Annotated in this window: 16 protein-coding genes and 3 pseudogenes; 15 read left to right on the top strand and 4 right to left on the bottom strand. The window is 60.8% G+C overall.

Features of this window, described 5'->3' with window-relative positions:
- Positions 1 to 126 precede the first annotated feature (126 nt).
- Together betT and epsC are read right to left on the bottom strand one after the other, a co-directional pair.
- Positions 127 to 2,088, bottom strand: coding sequence for a choline transporter BetT (gene betT, locus HRH33_RS02095; RefSeq protein ID WP_167389851.1), 1,962 nt, complete (start codon positions 2,086 to 2,088; stop codon positions 127 to 129).
- Between the two features lie 336 nt (positions 2,089 to 2,424).
- Positions 2,425 to 3,351 carry a serine O-acetyltransferase EpsC gene (gene epsC, locus HRH33_RS02090; protein WP_034095345.1) on the bottom strand — a complete coding sequence of 309 codons (927 nt, stop codon included), beginning with the start codon at positions 3,349 to 3,351 and terminating at the stop codon, positions 2,425 to 2,427.
- A 166-nt stretch (positions 3,352 to 3,517) separates the two neighbouring features.
- Here epsC and HRH33_RS02085 point away from each other — a divergent pair, with 166 nt between their 5' ends.
- The 15 genes and pseudogenes from HRH33_RS02085 to HRH33_RS26570 all read left to right on the top strand — a co-directional run.
- Positions 3,518 to 4,513: a D-cysteine desulfhydrase gene (locus tag HRH33_RS02085; protein WP_167418173.1), complete on the top strand. Its 996-nt coding sequence runs from the start codon at positions 3,518 to 3,520 to the stop codon at positions 4,511 to 4,513.
- Positions 4,514 to 4,790: 277 nt separating this feature from the next.
- Positions 4,791 to 5,585, top strand: a complete 795-nt coding sequence (gene tcyJ, locus HRH33_RS02080; RefSeq protein WP_034095344.1) for a cystine ABC transporter substrate-binding protein — start codon at positions 4,791 to 4,793, stop codon at positions 5,583 to 5,585.
- Complete coding sequence (gene tcyL / locus HRH33_RS02075; protein WP_034111309.1) at positions 5,585 to 6,250, top strand: cystine ABC transporter permease; 666 nt, start codon at positions 5,585 to 5,587, stop codon at positions 6,248 to 6,250. Before tcyJ ends, tcyL begins: the two co-directional genes overlap by 1 nt.
- Before the next feature lie 3 nt (positions 6,251 to 6,253).
- Positions 6,254 to 7,000, top strand: coding sequence for an L-cystine ABC transporter ATP-binding protein TcyN (gene tcyN / locus HRH33_RS02070; protein WP_034136477.1), 747 nt, complete (start codon positions 6,254 to 6,256; stop codon positions 6,998 to 7,000).
- A 316-nt stretch (positions 7,001 to 7,316) separates the two neighbouring features.
- A pseudogene (locus HRH33_RS02065) lies at positions 7,317 to 8,077 on the top strand (hypothetical protein).
- A 186-nt stretch (positions 8,078 to 8,263) separates the two neighbouring features.
- The gene (locus HRH33_RS02060; RefSeq protein ID WP_167418175.1) at positions 8,264 to 9,505 is read left to right on the top strand and encodes an SfnB family sulfur acquisition oxidoreductase; all 1,242 of its coding nucleotides are present in this window, start codon (positions 8,264 to 8,266) and stop codon (positions 9,503 to 9,505) included.
- Positions 9,506 to 9,529: 24 nt separating this feature from the next.
- Positions 9,530 to 10,723, top strand: coding sequence for an SfnB family sulfur acquisition oxidoreductase (locus tag HRH33_RS02055; RefSeq protein ID WP_167418176.1), 1,194 nt, complete (start codon positions 9,530 to 9,532; stop codon positions 10,721 to 10,723).
- A complete protein-coding gene (locus HRH33_RS02050; protein WP_167418177.1) occupies positions 10,723 to 12,075 on the top strand; it encodes an LLM class flavin-dependent oxidoreductase in 1,353 nt (450 codons plus the stop codon). The genes HRH33_RS02055 and HRH33_RS02050 overlap by 1 nt, the downstream gene beginning before the upstream one ends.
- A 75-nt stretch (positions 12,076 to 12,150) precedes the next feature.
- Positions 12,151 to 12,960, top strand: a complete 810-nt coding sequence (locus tag HRH33_RS02045) for a MetQ/NlpA family ABC transporter substrate-binding protein (RefSeq protein WP_034095337.1) — start codon at positions 12,151 to 12,153, stop codon at positions 12,958 to 12,960.
- Between the two features lie 2 nt (positions 12,961 to 12,962).
- Positions 12,963 to 14,078 (top strand): methionine ABC transporter ATP-binding protein, encoded by a 1,116-nt coding sequence (locus tag HRH33_RS02040; protein ID WP_167418178.1) that lies wholly within the window; start codon positions 12,963 to 12,965, stop codon positions 14,076 to 14,078.
- On the top strand, positions 14,068 to 14,712 hold the full coding sequence (locus HRH33_RS02035; protein WP_034136471.1) for a methionine ABC transporter permease: 645 nt from the start codon (positions 14,068 to 14,070) through the stop codon (positions 14,710 to 14,712). Before HRH33_RS02040 ends, HRH33_RS02035 begins: the two co-directional genes overlap by 11 nt.
- A gap of 39 nt (positions 14,713 to 14,751) precedes the next feature.
- On the top strand, positions 14,752 to 15,384 hold the full coding sequence (locus HRH33_RS02030; protein WP_034095334.1) for a class I SAM-dependent methyltransferase: 633 nt from the start codon (positions 14,752 to 14,754) through the stop codon (positions 15,382 to 15,384).
- A 145-nt stretch (positions 15,385 to 15,529) separates the two neighbouring features.
- Positions 15,530 to 15,601, top strand: a pseudogene (locus tag HRH33_RS26575) (SAM-dependent methyltransferase); the annotation flags it as partial.
- Positions 15,602 to 16,015: 414 nt separating this feature from the next.
- On the top strand, positions 16,016 to 19,753 hold the full coding sequence (locus HRH33_RS02025; RefSeq protein ID WP_173603352.1) for a YncE family protein: 3,738 nt from the start codon (positions 16,016 to 16,018) through the stop codon (positions 19,751 to 19,753).
- Positions 19,754 to 20,080: 327 nt separating this feature from the next.
- Positions 20,081 to 20,152 (top strand): annotated as a pseudogene (locus tag HRH33_RS26570) (SAM-dependent methyltransferase); the annotation flags it as partial.
- Between the two features lie 451 nt (positions 20,153 to 20,603).
- Here HRH33_RS26570 and HRH33_RS02020 read toward each other — a convergent pair.
- A complete protein-coding gene (locus HRH33_RS02020) occupies positions 20,604 to 21,641 on the bottom strand; it encodes an IS110 family RNA-guided transposase (protein WP_173603351.1) in 1,038 nt (345 codons plus the stop codon).
- Between the two features lie 107 nt (positions 21,642 to 21,748).
- A complete protein-coding gene (locus HRH33_RS02015; protein WP_167418141.1) occupies positions 21,749 to 23,935 on the bottom strand; it encodes a glycoside hydrolase in 2,187 nt (728 codons plus the stop codon).
- Positions 23,936 to 24,180: the final 245 nt, after the last annotated feature.

Raw genomic sequence — 24,180 nt, 5'->3', positions numbered from 1 at the left:
GGACGTCGGCAAATAAGGCCCGGGAACAAGACTATTCCCAGGCCCTTTAACCAGCTGAATCGCTTAACTTCGCCATTGCTGTTTTACAGCAAAGTCCTACCCGAGAGGAACACGCACGCCTCTTCTCTAGCGCACCAGATGCAGGAACTGCAGGTGACGCTCGTACTGGTCGAGGATGTCGTTGATGATCTGCTCCTTGGTGTAGCCCACCAAGTCGTAATCCTGGCTGCCCTCGCTCAGATGCACTTCCGCTCGGTAATAGCGGCGGTTATTGATAGCTTTCTTGCCCATGCCGCCCAGGGCAAACGACGGCGTGAAGTAGCCGCGCATCTGCACTTGATAGACAAACGGGCGCTCCTCGCCGTGGCCGATTTCCAGGCTGACGCTGTCGTTGGCCGGGTCCGGCTGGGTGACGACGTTCAGGCCCTTCTCGACAAACACCGCGGTCACTTCTTCGATGGCTGGGCGCACGGTCGATTCGAGGAAACGGTACACCTCGTCACGCGATGGAAAGTGCACCGCCTGGCTCAAGCGTTGACGCCAGCCGCCACGGCCCTTGCGTGACGCAGAGATCGGCGCCAGCGAATGCAACTGGGCGATCTGCTTTTGCGACTCCATGTAGAACGCCTTGTGCAGCCCCCACATCATCAGCAGCAGAATCAGCGAGAACGGCAACGAGGTCAGCACCACCGCCGACTTGAGCGAATCGATACTGCCGGCGAACAGCAACGCGCTGGTCACCAGCGCCGTCATCGCGCCCCAGAACACCCGCAGCCATTTCGGCCCGTCTTCGTCGGCGTTGCCACCCTTGGACGACAGCGTCGACAGCACCACAGTGCCGGAGTCGGCCGACGTCACGAAGAACACAAAGCTGATAAACACCGTGACGGCGATGACGGCCTTGCTCCACGGGTAGGTTTCCAGCAACAAGTAAAGGCTCATCGATGGATTATCGATGGCCGATTGGCCGAGCGCCGCCATGCCGTGGTTGAGCACTTGATCGATGGCGCTGTTGCCGAAGATCGACATCCACGCCAGGGTGAAGCCGAGCGGGATCAGCAGCACGCCGAATACGAATTCACGGATGGTGCGGCCACGGGAAATCCGCGCGATAAACAGACCCACGAACGGCGACCATGCGATCCACCAAGCCCAGTAGAACACCGTCCAGCCGCCCAGCCAGTCGCTGGGTTTGTTGTAGGCGTAGACGTCGAAACTCTTGGTCGGCAAGGCGCCGAGGTAGTCGCCGATGTTCTGGATCAGAGTGTTGAGCAAGTGCTGGGTAGGCCCGGCGAACAACACGAACAGCAGCAGCGCGCAGGCCAGCAGCATGTTGATGTCGGACATCACCCGCACGCCCTTGTCCACGCCGGCCACGGCCACCAAGATCGCAGCGCCCATCATCAGGGTGATCAACCCGACCTGGATCCACTGGGTGTGGGCGATGCCGAACAGGTAGTCCAGACCGGAGTTGAGGTGCAGCACGCCGAAGCCCATGTCGGCCCCCAGGCCGAACACCGTGGCGATGATGCCAAAGCCATCCACCGCATAACCGATGGGGCCGTTGATGCGTTTGCCGATCAGCGGGTACAGCGCCGAGCGCAACGCCAGCGGCAGGTTATGCCGGTAGGCGAAATAGGCCAGGGCCATGCCGACAAAGGCGAACACACCCCAGCCATGCAGGCCCCAGTGCAGAAACAGCACCTGCATGGCCTGGCGCGCGGCGTCGGCGTTCATCGGCGCGCCTTGGGGCGGTTGCACCAGGTGCGTCAGCGGCTCCGAGACGCAGAAGAAAAACAGCGTGATGCTGATGCCGGCGGCGAACAGCATGCCGGCCCAGGACAAGTAACTGAATTCGGGCTCGTCGTGGTCGGCACCGAGTTTTATCTTGCCGTAGCCCGATAACGCGGTGACCACCACGAAGACCAGATACAGGGTCATCGCCAGCATGTAGTACCAGCCGACCGTATTGGCCGCCCAGTTTTGCGCCGCCAGCAGCCAGGCACCGGCCTGTTGTGGGATGGCGATAACGGTCAAGCCGAACAGCAGAATAACCGTGGCGGCAAAGTAGAAAACGGGCGCATTCATGCGCACCAGGCCGCTGGAAGGGGTGGACGATGCACTCATGAGCGATGCACCCCTGGGACGTGAAATGTGGCTGGGAAAAACAGACTCAGCAAAGGTAAGCCTCCTGTTGTGAGCGGGCAGCGAACCACCGGTTTAACTTGAACGAACGTTCAAGTTAAACATGAATAGGTGGTTTTGGACTAATCGCAGGGCTGAGCGGTATGACGGGTGAGCAAAGGAAATCGTTCAGCGACTGCTCACGGAAATACCGCCCCGGTGTGGAATACAGTCAGTGTATCGGTGGCTGACAGGTCACTTGTGGTGAGCCTCCTCCCACAGGTGACCCGTGCAGGTTCTCTACTTCTGCGCCCCATCATCATGTTGCAGATTCGCTTGAGTGATATTCGCCCCCGCTGGCACATTGCGGGTCAGCCACACATTGCCGCCGATGGTCGAGCCCTTGCCGATGGTGATGCGCCCCAGGATGGTCGCCCCGGCGTAGATCACCACGTCATCCTCGACTATCGGATGGCGCGGGTGGCCTTTCTGCAGCTGCCCATCTTCATCGGCCGGGAAGCGCTTGGCGCCCAGGGTCACTGCCTGGTAGATGCGCACGCGCTCGCCGATGATCGCGGTCTCGCCGATCACCACGCCCGTACCGTGGTCGATAAAGAAACTCGGGCCGATCTGCGCGCCGGGGTGGATATCGATGCCGGTGGCCGAATGGGCGATTTCCGCGCTGATGCGTGCCAGCAACGGCAAACCGGCGCGGTACAAATGGTGCGCCAGGCGATGGTGAATCACCGCCAGGATCCCCGGGTAGCACAGCAGCACTTCATCCACACTGCGCGCGGCCGGGTCGCCGTGATAGGCAGCCAGCACGTCGGTGTCCAGCAGGCTGCGCAGGGCTGGGAGCGCCAGAGCGAAATCCTGGATCAGGCGGATGGCGTGGGCGTCGATGTCACTGTCATCCTCACCGCCCTGGCGCGCGGCGTAGCGCAGTTCCAGGCGTGCCTGGGCGAGCAGGGCATTGAGGGCCACATCGAGGGTGTGGCCGACGTAAAAATCCTCGCTTTCTTCACGCAGGTCCGCCGGGCCCAGGCGCATGGGGAACAGCGCCCCGCACAGCGACTCAAGAATCTGCGCCACGGCCTGGCGCGAGGGCAACTCGCGCCCACCATGCTCGCCGCTCAGGCGGCCATTGCGGGAGCGCCACTGATCGCGGGCGCCGCGCAGTTGGCTGACGATGGTCTGCAATTGCCAATGACTGGAACGCTCACTCACGGTTTTCACTCCTGACAAAATGGCCATCACTTTACGGCAAGCGCACCGACCGACATTAAGAACCAATGGTGCGATGCTCATAACCATCGGACATAAGCGATTGACGGTTGCCCGATGAAAAGTGCCTGCCTATAGTCGGCCCATTACTTCGCCACTGTGTTTAACCATGATCAAACAACAGCTCGACCGTTTTGACCGCCTGGAACTGCTGGGCGGTGCCACCGCGCTGGAAAAACTCGAACGGCTATCGGCGTGGCTGGGCCGGGATATCTACGTCAAACGCGACGACACCACCCCGCTGGCCATGGGCGGCAATAAGCTGCGCAAGCTCGAATACCTGGCCGCCGATGCCATCGCCCAAGGCGCCGACACCCTGGTGACCGCCGGCGCGATCCAGTCCAACCATGTGCGCCAGACCGCCGCCCTCGCCGCCAAACTCGGCCTGGGTTGCGTCGCCCTGTTGGAAAATCCTACCGGCACCGACGACCCGAACTACCTGGGCAACGGCAATCGCCTGCTGCTGGAGTTGTTCGACGCCAAGGTGGAATTGGTGGAAAACCTCGATCACGTCGACGAGCAGCTCAACGCCCTCGCCGACCGGCTGCGCAGCAACGGCAAGACGCCATACCTGGTGCCCATCGGTGGCTCCAATGCGTTGGGCGCCCTGGGCTACGTGCGCGCCGGGCTGGAGCTGGCCGCGCAGATCGAGGACAGCGGCATCGACTTCGCCGCCGTGGTGCTCGCCTCCGGCAGTGCCGGTACGCACAGCGGTCTGGCGCTGGCCTTGAGTGAGGTACTGCCGCAATTGCCCGTCATCGGCGTCACCGTATCGCGTACCGAAGAGGCACAGTTCCCGAAAGTCCAGGGCCTGGCCGAGCGCACCGCCGAGCTGCTGGGCGTGGGCTTGCCCGAGGCGTTCAAGGTGATCCTGTGGGATGAGTACTTTGCCCCGCGCTACGGCGAGCCGAATGCCGGCACATTGGCCGCGATCAAACTATTGGCCAGCCAGGAAGGTCTGTTGCTCGACCCGGTCTACACCGGCAAAGCCATGGCGGGTTTGCTCGACGGTATCGGGCGTCAGCGCTTTGAGGACGGGCCGATTATCTTCCTGCACACCGGCGGCGCGCCGGCGCTGTTTGCCTATGACGCGGTGTTCAACTGAGTAAACCAGTTAAAAGTGGGAGGGGGCTTGCCCCCGATGGCGGCCTATCAGTCAGAGATGCGCTGGCTGGACTATAGCTATCGGGGGCAAGCCCCCTCCCACATTAGAAACAGTTTATATTCTAAAAAAGAATATGATTTTGAATTTATATTATTTTCAAGTCTTAAAAACCGGCTTTATAGTCGCGCCGCAGGCGAAGACGCGCTTCGCGCTTTAAGGCAGGATACGCCTACTGCGTCACCTGCTTCGCTCACCATAAAAAACACAGGGGCTCTTCATGTCTATTTCTGCATTCCGTCGCACGTTACTGGTTGGCACGCTGGGTCTGGCACTCGGTGCCGGTTGGTTGGGTCAGGCTGTGGCCGGCGAACAATTGGCCAATATCAAGAAGGCCGGCGAGATCAAAATCGGCCTGGAAGGTACCTATCCACCCTTCAGCTTCCAAGATGAAAGCGGCAAGCTCAGTGGCTTCGAGGTGGAGCTGTCCGAAGCCCTGGCCAAAGAGCTGGGCGTGAAGGTCAAGCTGCAAGCCACACCATGGGACGGCATCCTCGCCGCGCTGGAATCCAAACGCCTGGACGCGGTGGTCAACCAGGTCACCATCTCTGAAGAGCGCAAGAAAAAGTACGATTTTTCCAAGCCCTACACCGTTTCCGGGATTCAGGCGCTGGTTCTGAAAAAGAATGTGGACAGCATCAAGACCGCCGATGACCTGGCCGGCAAGAAAGTCGGCGTGGGCCTGGGCACCAACTACGAACAATGGCTCAAGGACAACCAGCCCAAAGCCATCATCAAGACTTATAACGACGACCCGACCAAGTTCCAGGACCTGCGTATCGGCCGCATCGACGCGATCCTGATCGACCGCCTGGCCGCGCTGGAATATGCCAAGAAGGCTAAGGACACCGCCGCTGCCGGCGAAGCATTCTCGCGCCAGGAATCGGGTATTGCCTTGCGCAAGGGCGAGCCTGAACTGCTGGACGCCGTGAACAAGGCCCTCGACAAACTGCGCGCCGACGGCACCTTGAAGAAGCTGTCCGAGAAGTACTTCAACGCTGACGTCACTCAATAATGGAAGCAAGTTTCCAACTCGCACTGGATTCCGCGCCCTTTCTGCTCAAGGGCGCGTACTACACGGTGATCCTCAGCCTGGGCGGCATGTTCTTCGGTTTGCTGCTGGGCTTTGGCCTAGCCTTGATGCGCTTGTCGCGCTTCTTGCCGGTGCGTGGGATTGCTCGGATCTATGTGTCGTTCTTTCGCGGCACGCCGTTGCTGGTGCAGCTGTTTTTGATCTACTACGGCTTGCCACAAGTAGGCATCGAGCTGGACCCGATTCCGGCGGCATTGATCGGCTTCTCGCTGAACATGGCCGCTTACGCCTGTGAAATCCTGCGTGCCGCCATCGGCTCAATCGAGCGCGGCCAGTGGGAAGCAGCGGCCAGTATCGGCATGACCCGCGCGCAAACCCTGCGCCGGGCCATCCTGCCGCAGGCCATGCGCACAGCGCTGCCACCGTTGGGCAACAGTTTTATTTCGCTGGTCAAGGACACGGCGCTGGCCGCCACCATTCAGGTCCCCGAGCTGTTTCGCCAGGCGCAATTGGTGTCGGCGCGCACCTTCGAAATTTTCACCATGTACCTCAGCGCTGCGCTGATCTATTGGATCCTGGCCAGCATCCTGGCGCATTTTCAGAATCGCCTGGAAGACCGGGTCAACCGGCATGACCTGGAGTCTTGAAGCATGATCGTGGTTGAAAAACTGACCAAACAATTCAACGGTCAGGTGGTGCTCGCCGGCATCGACCTGGAGGTCAAGGAAGGCGAAGTCATCGCCATCATCGGCCCCAGCGGTTCCGGCAAAACCACCTTCCTGCGCTGCCTCAACTTTCTCGAAACGCCCACCAGCGGACGCATCAAGGTGGGCGATATCGAGATCGACGGCAGCCGCCCAATCAACCAACAGCAAGGCCTGATACGTCGTCTGCGCCAACATGTGGGTTTTGTGTTCCAGAGCTTCAACCTGTTCCCGCACCGCACCGCGCTGGAAAACGTCATCGAAGGCCCGACCGTGGTCAAAAAGATGCCCCATGAGGCTGCGGTGGCTCTGGGCCGCAAGCTGCTGGCTCGGGTCGGGTTGGCGGGCAAAGAAGACGCCTACCCACGGCGCCTGTCCGGCGGCCAGCAACAGCGCGTGGCGATTGCCCGTGCGCTGGCCATGGAGCCGGAGGTGATTCTGTTCGACGAACCCACCTCGGCGCTGGACCCGGAGCTGGTCGGCGAAGTACTGGCGACCATCCGTAGCCTGGCCGAAGAGAAGCGCACCATGGTCATCGTCACCCACGAAATGAGCTTTGCCCGGGATGTGGCCAACCGCGTGATCTTCTTCGACAAGGGCGTGATCGTGGAGCAAGGCGAAGCCAAGGCGTTGTTCGCCAACCCCAAGGAAGAACGCACACGGCAGTTCCTGAGCAAGTTTCTCGCTCACTGAGCCTGCCTGTTTGTGGCGAGGGTGCCTGCGCCCTCGCCATACCCCGCGTTCCTACAGCAACGCCCCATCGAACCGCATAAAACGCCCTGCCTCGCGCCGCCTGAAATCCCCCTCCCAGTCAGACCCTTCTGAATATCCGCAAACCCGCCGTTTAGCCTTTTGCCGCCATTGACGCTCCTTGGCCAACCCTCTTATCTAGGCCTCAGAGGATTGGATCCTATCCCGGCTATTCACTGAATCGTGCCTTTCAGCCCCCCTGCGCACCCGCGCCAAGGGGCCGGAACGATTGCTGCTGGCTGCATCAAGGAGATGACTTATGACGCCCACGCTCACCGCCCCAACGCTGCCCCAGGCCAACCGATATGGCATCAACGCTCGGGCGGCCACCCAGTTGCAGGTTGCCATTGCGCCGTACCTCGGCATGGACGAAGGCGACCTGATCGAATTGTTCTGGAACCGTTGCTTTGCCGCCTCGCGGCGGATCACGGCGTGCAAGGTCGGCACGCCCACGCACCTGCGGGTGCCGGAGAGCTTTGTGCAAGACGGCCTGGCGCAGGTGTATTACCAGGTTATGCAGGTGGGCCACGGCCCGGCGCGCTCGGCCGTGACCCAGGTGCGCGTCAAGACCAACGCCCCAGGCGGCCAGCCCCCGGCGCTGTACAGCGACGAAAACCAGAACCTGGCCCCCGTCGGCCTGCCCGAGACCATTCGCCGCTACGGCGTCAACAGTCGCCAGGTACGCCGTGGTGTGCCGCTGACCATTGAGCCCTACCTGAACATGACTACCGGCGACGCCATCACCCTGCGCTGGGGCGATGTGCGCATGGATCTGCCGAAGATCCAGGCCCGCGGCATCGGCCTGGCCGTGCAGGTTTGGGTGCCGGCGACGGTGATCGCGGAGGCGGGCGACGACTGCCGGCTGGAGGTGACGTACTGCATTCTGGATCGCGTTGGTAACACCTCGCACTGGGCGCCGTCACGCACGGTGCGCATCGCGGCGTCGACGTCGTCACGGCCGACCCGGGCCGTGACGCCCTAGCGCCCCAGACGCTCGGCTCCCCGTGCGAACCGGGCTGATCGCCTTCTATGCATATTCCTATAAGTTAGTTTATTTAAATATTTAACAAGCTTAGGGTATATGCACCGGACCACCGGACATCTCTGAATTTTTGTTTTTAATTTCATTGAATGCGAGGTCGGTATGGTCAGAATTACCCCGGTGCGCAACGCCAGGGCATTGCGTGCAGCCAAGGAGCGGCGCTGATGTCTAACTTGGCTCTTACACCCCCAGTCACTCAGCTGGACGTCGCGCCTTTGCTGTTGCCGGCCGTGGTGCTGCGCAACGACGCAGAGGCGCTCGACGCCGCCCATGAGCTGGCCCAGGCCGCGCGCCTGCAAGCCGCCACGCGCGACCAGCAACGCAAACTGCCTTGGGCGCAAATCGAACAGTTCACCCGCAGTGGGCTGGGCAGCATTTCTATTCCCCGCGAGTACGGCGGCCCGCAGGTGTCCTTCGCCACCCTGGCCGAGGTGTTCGCGATCATCAGCGCGGCCGACCCCGCGTTGGGGCAGATCCCGCAAAACCACTTCGGCATCCTGCATCTGTTGCAGGGCACTGCCACCGAGCGCCAGAAAAAGCAGCTGTTCCAGAGCGTGCTCGACGGTTGGCGCATCGGCAACGGCGGCCCTGAACGCGGGACTAAAAACACCCTGGAGCTCAAGGCGCGCCTCACCGCCCAAGGCGACGGTTATGTGGTCAGCGGCCAGAAGTTCTACTCCACCGGCGCACTGTTTGCCCATTGGGTTGCGATCAAGGCGCTCAACGACGACGGCAAACAAGTCATGGCCTTCGTGCGCCGTGGCACCCAAGGGCTGCGCATCGTGGATGACTGGTCCGGGTTCGGCCAACGCACCACCGCCAGCGGCACCGTGTTGCTCGATCGCGTCCCGGTGGACGCCGACCTGGTGGTGGACAACTGGCGCCTCGGCCAAAGCCCGAACATCCAGGGCGCGGTCTCGCAATTGATCCAGGCCGCCATTGACGCCGGCATTGCCCGCGGTGCGCTGCAAGACACCATCGCCTTCGTGCGTGAGCGCTCGCGCCCGTGGATCGACGCCAAGGTCGAACGCGCCAGTGATGACCCGTACGTGATCGCCGATATCGGCAAGCTGACCATCGAACTGCACGCTGCCGAAGCCCTGCTGCGCAAGGCCGGCCAGGTACTCGACCAGGTCAGCGCCGCGCCGATCACTGCGCAGTCGGCGGCGCGCGCGTCGATTGCCGTGGCCGAGGCCAAGGTGCTGACCACCGAAGTATCGCTGCTGGTCAGCGAAAAGCTCTTCGAACTGGCCGGCAGCCGCGCCACCCTCGCCGAATTCAACCTCGACCGCCACTGGCGCAACGCCCGCGTGCACACCCTGCACGATCCGGTGCGCTGGAAGTATCACGCGGTGGGCGCGTATCGCCTCAACGGCACCTTGCCCGCTCGACACTCCTGGATTTAACCGAGCGGACGTCTGGAGACCTCTATGCCTTTCTCGACCAACGTCGCGGTGATCACCAGCGACGAACATGCCCTTGTGGTGGCCAGCGACCTGGCCGAAGACTTTCGTCGCGACAGCGCCCAGCGCGACCGCGAGCGCCGCCTGCCGTGGCCTGAGCTGGATGCGTTCTCGCGCTCCGGGCTGTGGGGTATCAGCGTGCCCAAAGCCTTCGGCGGTGCCGGCGTGTCCAACGTGACCCTGGCCAAGGTCATCGCGCTGATCGCCCAGGCCGATGCCTCCCTGGGCCAAATCCCGCAGAACCATTTCTATGCCCTGGAGGTGCTGCGCGTAAATGGCAGCGCCGCCCAGCAGCAGCGCCTGTACGCCGAGGTACTCGCCGGCCAGCGTTTTGGCAATGCACTGGCGGAACTGGGCACTAAAACCGCCCACGACCGCGTGACGGCGCTGACCCGCGACGGCGATGGTTTTCGCATCAACGGGCGCAAGTTCTACGCCACCGGCGCGCTCTACGCCCAACGCATTCCCACCTCGGTGGTGGACGAACACGGCGTGCAGCAACTGGCCTTTGTGCCCCGCGACAGCCAGGGCCTGAACGTAATCGACGACTGGAGCGGCTTCGGCCAGCGCACCACCGGCAGTGGTTCGGTGGTGTTCGATAATGTGTGGGTCGCGGCGCAGGACGTGGTGCCGTTCCAGAGCGCCTTCGAGCGCCCGACCACCGTGGGCCCGCTGGCGCAGATCCTCCATGCCGCCATCGACACCGGCATCGCCCGCGCCGCCTTTGAAGATGCGCTGCACTTTGTGCGCACCAAAACCCGGCCGTGGATCGACGCCACCAGCGACAAAGCCAGCGAAGACCCGCTGACCCTGAAAAGCTTCGGCCACCTGAGCGTGCGTCTGCATGCCACCGAAGCCTTGTTGGAGCGCGCCGGCGAATACCTCGACCGCGCCCAGGCCGACAGCAGCGCCGAACACGTCGCGGCCGCCTCGATTGCGGTGGCCGAAGCGCGCGCCTTGAGCACCGAGATTTCCCTGGCCGCCGGCAGCACTTTGTTCGAGCTGGCCGGCAGCCAGGCGACCCTGGCTGAACACGGCCTGGATCGGCACTGGCGCAACGCACGCGTACACACCCTGCACGACCCGGTGCGCTGGAAGTATCACGCGGTGGGCAATTACTACCTCAACGACGCCAACCCGCCATTGCGGGGGACGATCTGATGAGCAAAAAGAAAATCCTGCTCAATGCCTTCAACATGAACTGCATCGGGCACATCAACCACGGCCTGTGGACCCATCCTCGGGACACCTCGACCCAGTACAAAACCCTGGCCTACTGGACCGATCTCGCGCAGACCCTGGAGCGCGGATTGTTCGATGGTTTGTTCATCGCCGATATCGTCGGCGTGTATGACGTTTACCAGCAATCGGTCGAGGTGCCGCTCAAGGAGTCGATTCAACTGCCGGTCAACGACCCGTTGCTGCTGGTCTCGGCCATGGCCGCGGTCACCCGCCATCTGGGGTTCGGCCTCACCGCTAACCTCACCTACGAGCCGCCGTATCTGTTCGCCCGGCGCATGTCCACCCTCGATCACCTGAGCGAAGGCCGAGTGGGCTGGAACATCGTCACCGGCTACCTGGACAGCGCCGCCAAGGCCATGGGCCTGACCGAACAAGTCGAGCATGACCGCCGCTACGACCAGGCCGATGAGTACCTGCAGGTGCTCTACAAACTGTGGGAGGGCAGTTGGGAAGACGACGCAGTGCTCAACGACCCGCAGCAACGGGTCTACGCGCAACCGGGCAAGGTGCATAAGGTCGAGCATCGCGGCGAGTTCTATCAGGTGGAGGGTTATCACCTGTGCGAGCCGTCACCGCAACGCACACCGGTGTTGTTTCAGGCCGGCAGTTCCGAGCGCGGCTTGGCCTTCGCCGGGCAACACGCCGAGTGCGTGTTTATCAGCGGGCAGAACAAAGCCGCGACCAAGGTGCAGGTGGACAAAGTGCGCGCCAGCGCGCTCAAAGCCGGGCGCAACCCCGAGGACATCAAGGTGTTCATGGGCATCAATGTGATCGTCGGCGCCACCGAAGCCCTGGCCTGGGAGAAACACGCCGAGTACCTGAGCTACGCCAGCGCGGAAGCGGGCGTGGCGCACTTTTCGGCCTCCACCGGCATCGACTTTTCCCAGTACGAACTCGACGAACCGATCCAGTACGTGAAGAGCAACGCCATTCAATCGGCCACCAAAACCCTGCAAAACAACGATTGGACCCGCCGCAAATTGCTGGACCAGCACGCCCTGGGCGGGCGCTACATCACCCTGGTGGGCTCGCCCCAACAGGTGGCCGATGAGCTGGAGTCGTGGATCAACGAAACCGGGCTGGATGGCTTCAACCTCACGCGCATCGTGACCCCGGAAAGCTACGTGGACTTCATCGACCTGGTGGTGCCGGAGTTGCAGCGGCGCGGGTCGTACAAGACTGAATATGAGCAAGGCACCCTGCGTGAAAAAGTCTTTCACGCCAGCGCCCGCCTACCCGACCAACACACCGGCTCTACGTACCGCCCCTGATCAAAAGATCTGGGAGGGCACCTCCCACCGTACAACTGCCTTGTTTGCCCTGATCCCTGATGACTGGAAACCACTATGAAAAAGACACTGATCAATAACCCAGTCAAAGCACTGGCCCTGGCCTTCGGGCTGTTCAGCTCGACGGTGTTCGCCGCCGACGCACCGCTGAAAGTCGGCACCACCGCAGCCTTTGCGATTCCGCTGGAGGCCGCCGTGGCCGAAGCCGGCAAGCAAGGCTTGAAGGTCGAGCTGGTGGAGTTCACCGACTGGATCGCACCGAATGTCAGCCTGGCGGCGGGCGACATCGATGTGAATTACTTCCAGCACATCCCGTTCCTGGAAAACGCCAAGGCCGCCGCCGGGTTTGACCTGGTGCCGTATGCGCCGGGCATCATCAACAACGTTGGGTTGTATTCGAAAAAATATAAAAGCTTCGCCGACCTGCCCCAAGGCGCCAGCGTGGCGATTGCCAACGACCCGATCAACAGCGGTCGCGGCCTGCAATTGCTGGCCAAGGCGGGCTTGATCACCCTCAAGCCGGGGGTGGGTTACAAGGCCACCGAAGAAGACATCGTCGCCAACCCGAAACACATCAAGATCCTGCAAGTGGAAGCCGTGCAACTGGTACGCGCCTATGACGATGCGGACCTGGTGCAGGGCTACCCGGCCTATATCCGCTTGTCCAAGACCTTCGATGCCGAGTCGGCGCTGCTGTTCGACGGCCTCGACCATCCCGAATACGTGATCCAGTTTGTGGTTCAGCCCAACAGCAAAACCGACCCACGGGTGATCAAGTTCGTCGACATCTACCAGCACTCGCCGGTGGTGCGCGCCGCGCTGGATAAATCCCTCGGCAAGCTCTACCAAGTCGGTTGGGAGGGCTGAACATGACCGTCGCCCACGCACATTTGCGCGACCTGGGTTTACCGCCCAGGGACGCCGAGCAGACCGAGCTGCATCCGCACCTGAACCGCGCCCATGTGCGCTTTATCAACCTGGGTAAGACCTACGACGGCAGCGTGCATGCGCTGCAAGGCATCGACCTGGCGATCCAGCGTGGTGAAGTGTTTGGCATTATCGGCCGCAGCGGCGCCGGTAAGTCATCACTGATCCGCACCATCAACCGGCTTGAACAACCCAGCAGCGGGCGCGTGCTGATCGATCAGGTGGACATCGGCGACTTCGACGAAGACCACCTGGTGGCGCTGCGGCGGCGCATCGGCATGATCTTCCAGCACTTCAACCTGATGTCGGCCAAGACCGTATGGCAGAACGTCGAGCTGCCGCTCAAGGTAGCCGGCGTGGCCAAGCTGCAGCGCGAGCAGAAGGTGCGCGAGCTGCTGGAATTGGTGGGGCTCAAGGACAAGCATCAGGCTTACCCGGCGCAGCTCTCCGGCGGGCAGAAACAACGGGTGGGCATCGCCCGCGCGCTGGTGCACGACCCGCAAATCCTGCTGTGCGACGAGGCCACCTCGGCCCTCGACCCGGAAACCACCCAGTCGATCCTTGGCCTGCTGCGCGAGATCAACCGGCGCCTGGGCCTGACTATCGTACTGATCACCCATGAGATGGCGGTGATCCGCGAAATCTGCGACCGCGTGGTAGTGCTGGAGCATGGACGCATCGTCGAGCAAGGCCCGGTGTGGCAGGTGTTCGGCGATCCGCAGCATGAGGTCAGCAAAACCCTGCTGGCACCGCTGCAACAAGGTTTGCCGCCGGAGCTGCAAGCGCGCTTGCAGGACCAGCCAGCCTCTGCCGAGGCGGCGGTGGTACTGCGCGTGCAGTTCACCGGCAGCGCCGCCGACGAGCCGGACCTGGCCGCGCTATTCAGCGCACTGGGCGGGCGCGTGCGTTTGCTGCATGGCGGAGTGGAGCGCATCCAAGGCCACGCCCTGGGGCAATTGCTGCTGGCGGTGAGTGGTTCGGCCCACGGCGCCGACGCCTTGCGCCAACGCGCCGGGCGCTTTGCACAACAGGTGGAGGTGCTGGGTTATGTGGTTTGATCGTTTAGTACAGGGCGCCCTCGACACCCTGCTGATGGTCGGCGTGTCATCGTTGATCGCGTTGCTGGTGGGCATCCCGCTGGCGGTGTTCCTGGTGACCAGCGACAAGGGCGGCATCTTCCAGGCGCCGGCGTTGAACCGGGCGCTGGGGGCGTTCGTCAATCTGTTCCGCTCGATTCCGTTTTTGATCCTGATGGTGGCGCTGATCCCGTTCACTCGGCTGATCGTCGGCACCACCTACGGCGTGTGGGCCGCAGTGGTGCCGTTGACCATCGCTGCCACGCCGTTCTTTGCCCGGATCGCCGAGGTGAGCCTGCGCGAAGTCGACCACGGCCTGATCGAAGCCGCCCAGGCCATGGGCTGCCGGCGCTGGCACATCATTTGGCATGTGCTGTTGCCCGAAGCGTTGCCGGGGATTGTCGGCGGTTTCACCATCACCCTGGTGACCATGATCAACTCCTCGGCCATGGCCGGCGCAATCGGTGCCGGTGGGTTGGGGGACATTGCCTACCGCTACGGTTACCAGCGTTTCGATACGCAGATCATGCTCACGGTGATCGTGCTGCTGGTGGCGTTGGTGGTGCTGATTCAGGTGAGCGGCGATCGCCTGGCGCGGGTGCTGAACAAACGGTGAGGTATAGTCGGGACCTTTCAGTGCCCGGTATCGCTCGCCATGACCCTCAAACCCGACGACCTCGACCAGATCACCTCCACCACCCTCGGCCACTACAACAAGGTGGCCGAGGACTTTCGCGAAGGCACCCGCGACCACGATGTGAGCCAGAACATCGACGCCTTGCTGCGGCATATCCAGGGTGCGCCGCCGTTTACCGTGTTGGATTTTGGCTGCGGGCCTGGCCGCGATCTACAGACTTTTACGCGCCTGGGCCACATCGCCGTAGGGCTCGACGGCTCCGAGCGTTTCGCGCAGATGGCGCGCGAGGACAGCGGCTGCGAAGTGCTGCAACAAGACTTCCTCAAGCTGCAACTACCCGCTGCGCGCTTCGACGGCATCTTCGCCAATGCGGTGCTGTTTCATATCCCCAAACAGGAATTGCCCCGGGTACTCAAGCAACTGCATGCCGCGCTGAAACCGGGGGGCGTGCTGTTCAGCTCCAACCCGCGCGGTGACAACCAGGAAGGCTGGAACGGGCCGCGCTACGGGTCGTATCACGACCTGGAGGCGTGGCAGACGTTGCTGACCAGCGCAGGGTTCGTGGAGCTGGAGCATTACTACCGCCCTGCCGGATTGCCTCGCGAACAACAGCCGTGGCTGGCCAGCGTCTGGCGCAAACCTCACCAATAGCTTGGCAATACATACCAATGTGGGAGGGGGCTTGCCCCCGATGACTGTGGGTCAGTCAGCACATCTGATACTGATACACCGATATCGGGGGCAAGCCCCCTCCCACATTTACTGCACCTGATACACCACCGGCGCCTCCCCCATCCGCAGTGACAACCAGGAAGGCTGGAACGGGCCGCGCTACGGGTCGTATCACGACCTGGAGGCGTGGCTGGCGAGCGTCTGGTGTAAACCTTATTAGCAACCTGAAAAAATGCGGTTTTTGTGGTGAGCGGGCTTGCCCCGCGCTGGGGCGCGGAGCGGCCCTCTCTACAGACACTGCGGTGTGCCAGGCCAGAGCTGTTGCCAGGTTTTAGGGCCGCTTCGCAGCCCAGCGCAGGGCAAGCTCACCACAACAAGCCCCCTCCCACATTTACTGCACCTGATACACCACCGGCGTTGCACCCACCCGCAGCGTGAAAAAATTTTTAAGGGAAAGTGTGATGTTGCTGAATCACATCAACGGGACGCCAACGGCTGCCATTCGTCGCCACTGTCAATTCTGACAGTTACCCACCCCACCCGGATGGGGGTTTGATTCTCCTTGCTCAACGCGCCAGTCCTGAGCGCGCTCCCAGCCAGGAGATTCATCATGTCCGACACCCCTCTTGACCCCGAGAACAATTCGATCTCGGGCGGTCTACCCGCCGCGTCGCTTCCAGTGCCCTATCAATCACCCAGCCTGGAACGCCCTGAACCGCGACGAATTGAAGACCTGGATCACCCATATTCGGCCTTCCCCTGGGTCGACCTCCAGCTCGCCGCCCACCCTGAGAATGCGGCCTACGGTCTGGGTATCCGCCATGTACGACCTTATGCGCTGTTCGTGTTTGAAACATGGCTGAATCCCAACTTTCTCGACTATTTTGCTTTTTATCTTGAAGACCTGACTTTTCCCGTTGCCGAAGATTACGTGTGGAATGTGGCAAATCCCCAACAGTACCTGGCCATCCCCTCCGAATTTATTCCTGAAGGTGAGGTGTCCAGTTATGGTCGAGTGATTCGCATAGGCAGTGGCAATGAAAGCACCTCTCCTGTGCGAACCCTTTTGATCAAGACCGACCGCCCCGGTGGTGTGGACAAAGACCCCGGCATTCCGTGGCATACCGGCCTGGTCATGCGCGTAGAAGGCTTCCCCGAAGGATCGAATATTGGCGCAGGCGATGTTGTGGGCGGCCTTTGGTGCCTGATTGATCTGTACGAACACATCCGCCAGAACGATGTCATCGAGCTGTCCTGGGATGGCGAGTTTGTGCAGCATACCGTGAGCCCGGCTGAGGCGGCCGGGTCAGGACCGATTCGGGTCTTTGTGCCCAAATCGATCATTGATAAGGGAGGGCAACTTGGGAAAGTGACCCTTCGGTTTCGTGTGCATGATGTGGTGGAAAATTTTTCCGGGGAAAAATATCAGTATTCCAAACCTTATTTCCTGGACGCCGAATTGGACCCTTCGCTGTTGGGGCCGCCGATTTTCCTGGTGGACGGCGAAGAGCTCGAATCCAGGCAGATCGACTTCGATACCCAGAGTGGCTCAACCTTCGAAGTGATCGCCCTTACAGACAAACAGTTTCCGTCCCCCCTCCCCAGGCATCAGATCATTGTGACGTTGCTCGGGATGCTCGAAGACGGCACCACCCAGACAATTGTGCTGCAGCCGGTTACCGACAAGAACCTCGGTTTCACCTTTATTCCGGTGGATGCCAGCATCATCGCTCAATGGGTTGGCGGCTCATTTCGGGTATCGTTCGAGTGGCAAACCGCCGCCGGCGTGTCGCTGGGGCAATCGGGCAGCACTACCATCACCGTGGTGGGCACCAAGGTCTTGATGCCGGCCCCCGATGTCAGCCCTATCGAGCTGGGGTTGATTCCGGCAGGTGAAGACATCACGGTCACCCTGCCGTTTTACGAACCCCATGACCCTGGCTGGCTGGAGACGCTGTTTATCACCCACGTACCGTCGGGGGGCGGCAATGCCATTGTCTACCGTCAAAATCAACTGGCAGGCGCTCAGGGGGGCACCTACACAGTGCGCGCCGCCGAGCTGGAACAGTTCAATGGGCTGGGTCACATTGATATCTATTACGAAACCAACGACGGTGTCGTTCATATCCTGGGCGGCAATGCCCTGGCGACTCGGCGCTCCCTGATGCTGGGCGCCCAAATCGGCGAGCGCGTGGCCGACATGCCCGCGCCCCGCCTGCAAGGTGCCGTGGGCAACAACGTCAACCCCGCTGACGTTACAGGCAGCGATGTACTGGTCACGTTCACTTACCTCGGTACCCAGCCCGGCGACAAGCTCCATTGGTCTTGCATCGGCTCGGGCCTGGGCGGCTCCGCCAACGGTACCCTGGACATCAATGGCGCCACCGCAGGCCGGGAACTGCCCTATCCGGTCACCCGCGACATTCTCGACAAAAACAACAACGGCAGTTTGCATATCACCTACAGCCTGGAACGCCAAGGCCCGCCCCGGGTGGTACTGCGTTCGGAAGCCCTGAACCTGACGGTTGGCGTCGGCGTTCAGTTGGAGCGGCCAGAAGTTGAAGAAGCACAGAAATTCCCCGATCGCCTCGACCCCCTGGCAGCCCTGTCAGGCGCCACGGTGCTGGTGAAGTTCCGGCCGATGCTGGCAACCGATCAGATTCGTGTGGACTGGATCAGCGCCGATGGCACTGGCAGCGTGGCCGTGAGTGCACAAGGCAACCCCAGCACCCACGAAGTAGAGGTGCCCATACCGTCCGAGATCATCGCCAAAGGCATCCGCGAGGGCGGCAATCGCATCAGCGTGCAATACCACTTCACGCGCGGCAGCTTCCCCTATGAGTCCGATGTGCTGGACCTGGAACTGCTGCCCCTGACCGGGCTGCCCACGCCGACCATCGACGGAGTGGGCGACAAGGTGCTGTTGGTGCTGGCAGAACTCAACGACACCGCCCGCACGCGTATTCCGGTGTGGAGTTTCATCGCCCCCAACCAACGGATGTGGATGATCTACACAGGTATTTTTGCCAACGGCAGCATTTATAAAGAGCACACCTACACCGCCAACCTGGTGACAGCGAACGGCGTCACCCACGGCATTTTCCCTCCGACCCCGGTGGGCAAACTGCGCCTGCTCAAGGATGGCTCACGGCTGACCATTGAGTTCTGGGTCACCTTGTCCGAAAGCGCTGACATAAACTCGGCCGTGCTGTTCGGGGTGCGCGAACACACGGTGCAGGCGCTGGCTTCCACCTTGCCCGCCCCGGCATTTGACAACCGGCCGGGCGCGACCCTGACCATCTACCCGCTGGACTATGAAAACACCGCGTCGGTCACGGTGAAATACGACGGCATGAACGGCGAACACGTAATCCAGTTGAAATGGTTGTTCCCCGATGGCTCCGAGGCCGATATCCCGGCTAAGAATGGTTTGGCCGGCGGTCGTGTGGACTTTGCCATCAGCCAGCAGATCCTTGCCGCCAGCGTGGGTAAAACCATCGAGTTGATGTATATCGCCATGATCAATGGCAGCCCGGTGGACTCCTTCGAACAACGGCTGACGGTGCAAACGATCCGCGAATCGGACCTGCCACGGGTATTGATCAACGCTAAGGCCAATGGCGACACGCTGGACCTCAACACCTTTACCGGCAACGCCACCGCGGCCCTGGCCAAGTGGCGGTTGAGTATCACGGGGCAACGGGTATGGATCACCTGCAGCGCTCCGGGCGTCACGCCTCTGGAAGTTTTAAGCGCGTATGACATTAACTCACTCGAAGCCAACAATGGCCTGGCGAATAAGACGGTGCTGCGCACCTGGTTGGCGGCGTTGCCGAATAATCAGGAGATTACGGTTAGTTGTGCGGTGACGTTTGATGGAAGTACAGATAGATCAAAAGCCGTGCCCTTCCGGCCAACCACCTACATAATCAGCACGCGCTCGGCGGGTGACTACACGGACTTTGAGAGCGGAATGAATGATTGGATAAGAGGTTCCGGACAATCTTCCGCGACTATCATTGGTAGTACTGGCAGTAAAGAACTGACCATTGCTACCACTGGCGGTATATATGGAGATGTTATATATAAGGACATCAATACCTCCCCAGAAAAGCGCTATAGAATCAGCGTCAATGCTTACAAAGGCGGTAACTACCGTCACCTCGCATTCCGAATTGGGTCGTACAGATCCGCGACCATGTCAGTAACATTTTCAACAGCAATAAGCGATACATACACATTTATAGCAAATGGATCAGCATCCTCAACAACAAGATTCGCGATAACCGACCCATCCTACTCCGTAAGTTATTACACCATTAAAGACATATTAATAGAGGAAGTATAAAAACTCCCGAACTGCGCACTCTTATGGCAGTAAGTGTGCTTTTCGGGAGAACCTTAAACACACTATTATAGAAATTCAGACCAGCAGATTAATCACGACGCTGGTTAATACCATCAGGACGGGGCGGGAGACAGAATTCCCCACCCCGTTTTTTTTAAACACAACCACAGACATCTGAAAACTATCAGACGCAGAACAAAGCTGACCTGTTTTTCCAATAAACCCGTAGCGACAGTTATAAGCCGACACACGACTTGACAATGCTATCGGGGGCAAGCCCCCTCCCACATTTACTGCACCTGATACACCACCGGCGCCTCCCCCATCCGCAGTGACAACCAGGAAGGCTGGAACGGGCCGCGCTACGGGTCGTATCACGACCTGGAGGCGTGGCTGGCCAGCGTCTGGTGTAAACCTTATTAGCAACCTGAAAAAATGCGGTTTTTGTGGTGAGCGGGCTTGCCCCGCGCTGGGGCGCGGAGCGGCCCTCTCTACAGACACTGCGGTGTGCCAGGCAAAAGCGGTTGCCAGGTTTTAGGGCCGCTTCGCAGCCCAGCGCAGGGCAAGCCTGCTCATACATGGACGCCCCCAGTATGCCAAGCACTCAATTCGTGAAAACACAGACGGGATAAGGTTGCAGCCATACATCCGGACTTTAAGTGAGGCGGTGCCTCTGTCCCTGATGGAATTCGCTGATCGGGCTCTTATCACCACAACGCGCTCGAAGCGCTGTGAGCAGGGCAGAGTTACCCGATCCCGGTCCTACCTGTCTTGCCATCACGTCATGATCGCCTGAGCAACCTTGGAAGTACTCCTTCTAACGCATCACTTTTTCATTTCAGCGGGCCGGCTACGCCACCGTTACGTCGGGGGTGTAGTCGGGTCGGAACTTGGTGCCATGGGCCAATAATGCCCAGGCTATCCGGGCCGTTTTATTAGCCTGTGCAACGACAGCAACGTTGGTGTGACGACGAGCCAATAACCCCTTCAGCCAATCCGCCGAAGGATCTGTCTTGCTCTCCACCACTCGAACCATCGAGCGTGCGCCATGAATCAGCAAGGTGCGTAAATAACCATCGCCCCGTTTACTGATCCCCAACAACGTGGGCTTGCCTCCGCTGGAGTGTTGTCGCGGCACTAACCCCAACCATGCCGCCATTTGCCGACCGTTACTGAAGTTTTTCGCGTCACCCACTGACGCCACTAGCGCGGTTGCAGTGAGCGGGCCAACGCCTGGGATTTCTGCCAGGCGGCAGCTGCCTTCATTGCTGCGATGCCATTGTTGAATCTCTCGTTCCAACTCGACGACCTGTCGATCCAGCTCTTTGAAATGCTCCATCAAGCGCTGCATCAGTTGGCGTAACGATCCAGGAAGAGCGTTTTCATGATCTTCCAAAATATTCGGCAAACGCTCGACGATATGTCGAATGCCCTGAGGCAAGACCACGCCAAATTCGCCAAGGAGCCCACGAATCGAATTAGCTTGTGCCGTTCTGGCCTTTACAAACCCTTGCCGTGCGCAATGCACCGCCAAAATAGCTTGCTGCTCTACCGTCTTGATCGGCACAAAGCGCATGTTGGGCCGAGTAACGGCTTCACAGATCGCTTCTGCGTCAGCTACATCGTTTTTGTTCGACTTCACGTAGGGCTTCACAAATTGCGGAGCCATTAACTTGACCGTATGACCAAGTGCCTGCAGTTTTCTTGCCCAATAGTGGGCTCCGCCACATGCCTCCATGCCCACTAGGCAGGGCTCCAGGTTGGCAAAAAAAGGGACAACCTGCTCACGTTTAAGCTGCTTCCTTAGCGCTGTTTTTCCTTGTTGATCGATCGCGTGAAGTTGAAACACGGTTTTTGCCAAGTCAACCGAAACAGTCGTAAGCTGCATGAGGACGCTCCCTTCCGCTAAGTGTGGGTAACACTTTAACTTTGGCACATAGATGCCGTTAGGAAGGGGGCGTCCATTCCATTACCACAACAAGCCCCCTCCCACATCTACTGCACCTGGTACACCACCGGCGCCTCCCCCACCCGCAGTGCGGTGACACTGCGCGGGGCATAGCCTTCTCTTCCGGTAGTGGAGAAATTCGCCACCAACCGCGTGCCATCGGCAAAGGTGGTCTGTTGCAGCTGCCGATCCGCCGTCAGCCAGCGAAAATCAGTCATGGCCTGGGTCGCCAGGCGCTGGTGCAACGGACGGAAAAATTCGTCCTGGCGCTGGATCGCCGGCAAGCGCTGCGCCAGGGTGGCGGCGCTCAGGTGATACAGCGGCGGCACGTTGTAGAGCAGTTGGGTCAGTTCGTTCTCGGCCCATACGTTGCTCAGTTTGAGGCTGTCGAACAACCAGTGATGGGTGGTGATCACCGAGCCATGGAACACCGCCTGATACAGCGGCAAACGCAGGGTCGGATCGAAATACACGCTGCGCAGCGACGCTTTCAATGGGACCGGCTTGAAAAACACCGTCGGTTGTTCTGGCGGGTACCAGTTGCCGACGTAGTACGGCGACTGCTTGTCCTGGGTCATCTCACGGTCGCCCCAACCAAGCACCGGCGTCTGCATGCCATGGGCGAACAGGATGCCCTGGGCGGTGACGGCGTTACCGTCTTCGGAGCCTGTGGGTAACTTCAGCACGGTATTGAGCCAGCGCACGGCATCGATCTTACCCGCGGCGTTTTGCGCCTGGGTCATCGGCGCGCCAGCGCGGTAGCTGTCGAACAGCATGCTGGTGGCGTAGGCATCCAGAAACCAGGCATTGAAACCGGCCTTAGCCTGCACTGCCTTCACTCGCGCCTCCAGCAGCGGCCGCATGCAGCGCGGGTCGGTGTAGTGGCCGGATTTCTGGAAACCGCTCTTGTATGTGCCGTCTTGCAACACGATGGCGCAGTCGCGATACGCCTTGCGGCCCAGGTGGGCGGTGGTCCAGTCCGGGTTTTCCGTGGCCGACAGTGCGGTTTCGTAAGAGTCGTAAGGGGCCATCAAGTAGCCGGCCTGCACTGCGGCGCGAATCGCTTCGGGGTGCCAGAGGCCGCCCTCCCAGCCTTCGCCCAGGGTCACCAGCAAACGCGGCAGGCCGCTGTTGCGCAGGGTTTGAAGGGCCTTGCCGCCCCAGGTGGCCGGGTCGGCTCTCAACGCCCCGGCGAACGCCACGGCCAGTTCTGCGCGCAGCTCGCCATAACGCGCGGCCAGCCGGGTCATGTCCGGCTCGTCGACTTGCCAGCTCTGCCGCGCCTTTTTATTGATCGCCGCGTTGAGGCTGCGCAGCACCACGCTCTGCTCGTAGGGATTCAACGGGCGGGATTGCGCCAGGATCTGCGTGGCGTCCTTGTCCAACAACGCCTTGAGTGCATGGGCGCGCAGCTGCTTGAGCAACAGCGGCCAGTCACGCACATCGTCCGGCGCCAACAGGTCGTTACCCCACAGGTAGACGTGGCTGGCGCCCAGCAGTTTCTGCGCTTCGGGGGTCTGTTGCAGCTTGTCGTCGAGCGTCTCATAACGGCCCTGCTCGACCAGCCATTGACGATAGCGTTTGGCGCCGGCGAGGGGGTCCGCATCGCCCAGGTACAGGCGCAGGGTCATTGGGGTATTGGGGGCCAGCGCGGTGAATTCATGGGCCAGCGCCAACCCCACACCGGCACCTTCAGCTTGCCAGTGCAGGCGGTTGTTGTAGGGGTTGGTGAGCAGCCAGTTCAGCGTGAAACCGCCGTGATCCATACCCCACAGCGGCAGGCTGAGGTCCTGGGTGGTGTTGAACGCGCCCTGCTCCAGCAGGAACGCTTGCCATACCGCATTGCCGGTGGGCACGTAATGCCCTTCGGCCAACGGCCAGATCAGCCCGTTACCCATTGCTTCTGCCGGTTGTTGCAGCAATGCCAAACGCCCTGCTTCGCGCGCGGTGATGCTCAGCAACAACTCGCGCTGCTCAAGACGTGCGCTGAGGCGATAGGCGCCGTTGTCCCACTGCCAGCTCGCTTGCTCGGCGCTGCTTTGCAGGTCGCTGACAGCATGCGCGGTGACGCCGCTGGAGGCTTGCACACTGACCTGACCCGACGGTGTCACCCGCAGCGCCAGGGTGGCGGGGTCCAGTTCGACGCGCCACAGCGTGTTTTCCAATAGGGCGCCGGCAAACGCCATGGGCGACAGCAAGCAGAAGACCAGCAGGGTAAGACGCAGACGGTTCATGGTGGGCAACCGTTGAAGAGTGAAACCAAGAGGGTAAAACACTCAACGGTAGACGGGGTAACAAATGCCCTGATGACGATCAAACGTGGGGGGGGGCGGTGCGACGATTCAGCTCGCACTCGATAGCGATGCGTCAGTGATAGGTGGGATGACTGAACCACTGCTATCGGGGGCAAGCCCCCTCCCACATTTTGAGCCGGTTCTTTCAGTTAATACTGAGGAGGGGACTGACATTAGTGCAAGCC

Origin of the sequence: Pseudomonas rhodesiae (assembly GCF_013285305.1) — a bacterium.
GTDB classification, from domain to species: domain Bacteria; phylum Pseudomonadota; class Gammaproteobacteria; order Pseudomonadales; family Pseudomonadaceae; genus Aquipseudomonas; species Aquipseudomonas rhodesiae.
This window is presented reverse-complemented; position numbering and strand designations above follow the sequence as displayed.

Coding starts and splice junctions, on each gene's coding strand:
- betT (WP_167389851.1), bottom strand. CDS start 2,088: ATGAATGCGCCCGTTTTCTACTTTGCCGCCACGGTTATTCTGCTGTTC.
- HRH33_RS02085 (WP_167418173.1), top strand. CDS start 3,518: ATGATCAAACAACAGCTCGACCGTTTTGACCGCCTGGAACTGCTGGGC.
- tcyJ (WP_034095344.1), top strand. CDS start 4,791: ATGTCTATTTCTGCATTCCGTCGCACGTTACTGGTTGGCACGCTGGGT.
- tcyL (WP_034111309.1), top strand. CDS start 5,585: ATGGAAGCAAGTTTCCAACTCGCACTGGATTCCGCGCCCTTTCTGCTC.
- tcyN (WP_034136477.1), top strand. CDS start 6,254: ATGATCGTGGTTGAAAAACTGACCAAACAATTCAACGGTCAGGTGGTG.
- HRH33_RS02060 (WP_167418175.1), top strand. CDS start 8,264: ATGTCTAACTTGGCTCTTACACCCCCAGTCACTCAGCTGGACGTCGCG.
- HRH33_RS02055 (WP_167418176.1), top strand. CDS start 9,530: ATGCCTTTCTCGACCAACGTCGCGGTGATCACCAGCGACGAACATGCC.
- HRH33_RS02050 (WP_167418177.1), top strand. CDS start 10,723: ATGAGCAAAAAGAAAATCCTGCTCAATGCCTTCAACATGAACTGCATC.
- HRH33_RS02045 (WP_034095337.1), top strand. CDS start 12,151: ATGAAAAAGACACTGATCAATAACCCAGTCAAAGCACTGGCCCTGGCC.
- HRH33_RS02040 (WP_167418178.1), top strand. CDS start 12,963: ATGACCGTCGCCCACGCACATTTGCGCGACCTGGGTTTACCGCCCAGG.
- HRH33_RS02035 (WP_034136471.1), top strand. CDS start 14,068: ATGTGGTTTGATCGTTTAGTACAGGGCGCCCTCGACACCCTGCTGATG.
- HRH33_RS02030 (WP_034095334.1), top strand. CDS start 14,752: ATGACCCTCAAACCCGACGACCTCGACCAGATCACCTCCACCACCCTC.
- HRH33_RS02025 (WP_173603352.1), top strand. CDS start 16,016: ATGTCCGACACCCCTCTTGACCCCGAGAACAATTCGATCTCGGGCGGT.
- HRH33_RS02020 (WP_173603351.1), bottom strand. CDS start 21,641: ATGCAGCTTACGACTGTTTCGGTTGACTTGGCAAAAACCGTGTTTCAA.
- HRH33_RS02015 (WP_167418141.1), bottom strand. CDS start 23,935: ATGAACCGTCTGCGTCTTACCCTGCTGGTCTTCTGCTTGCTGTCGCCC.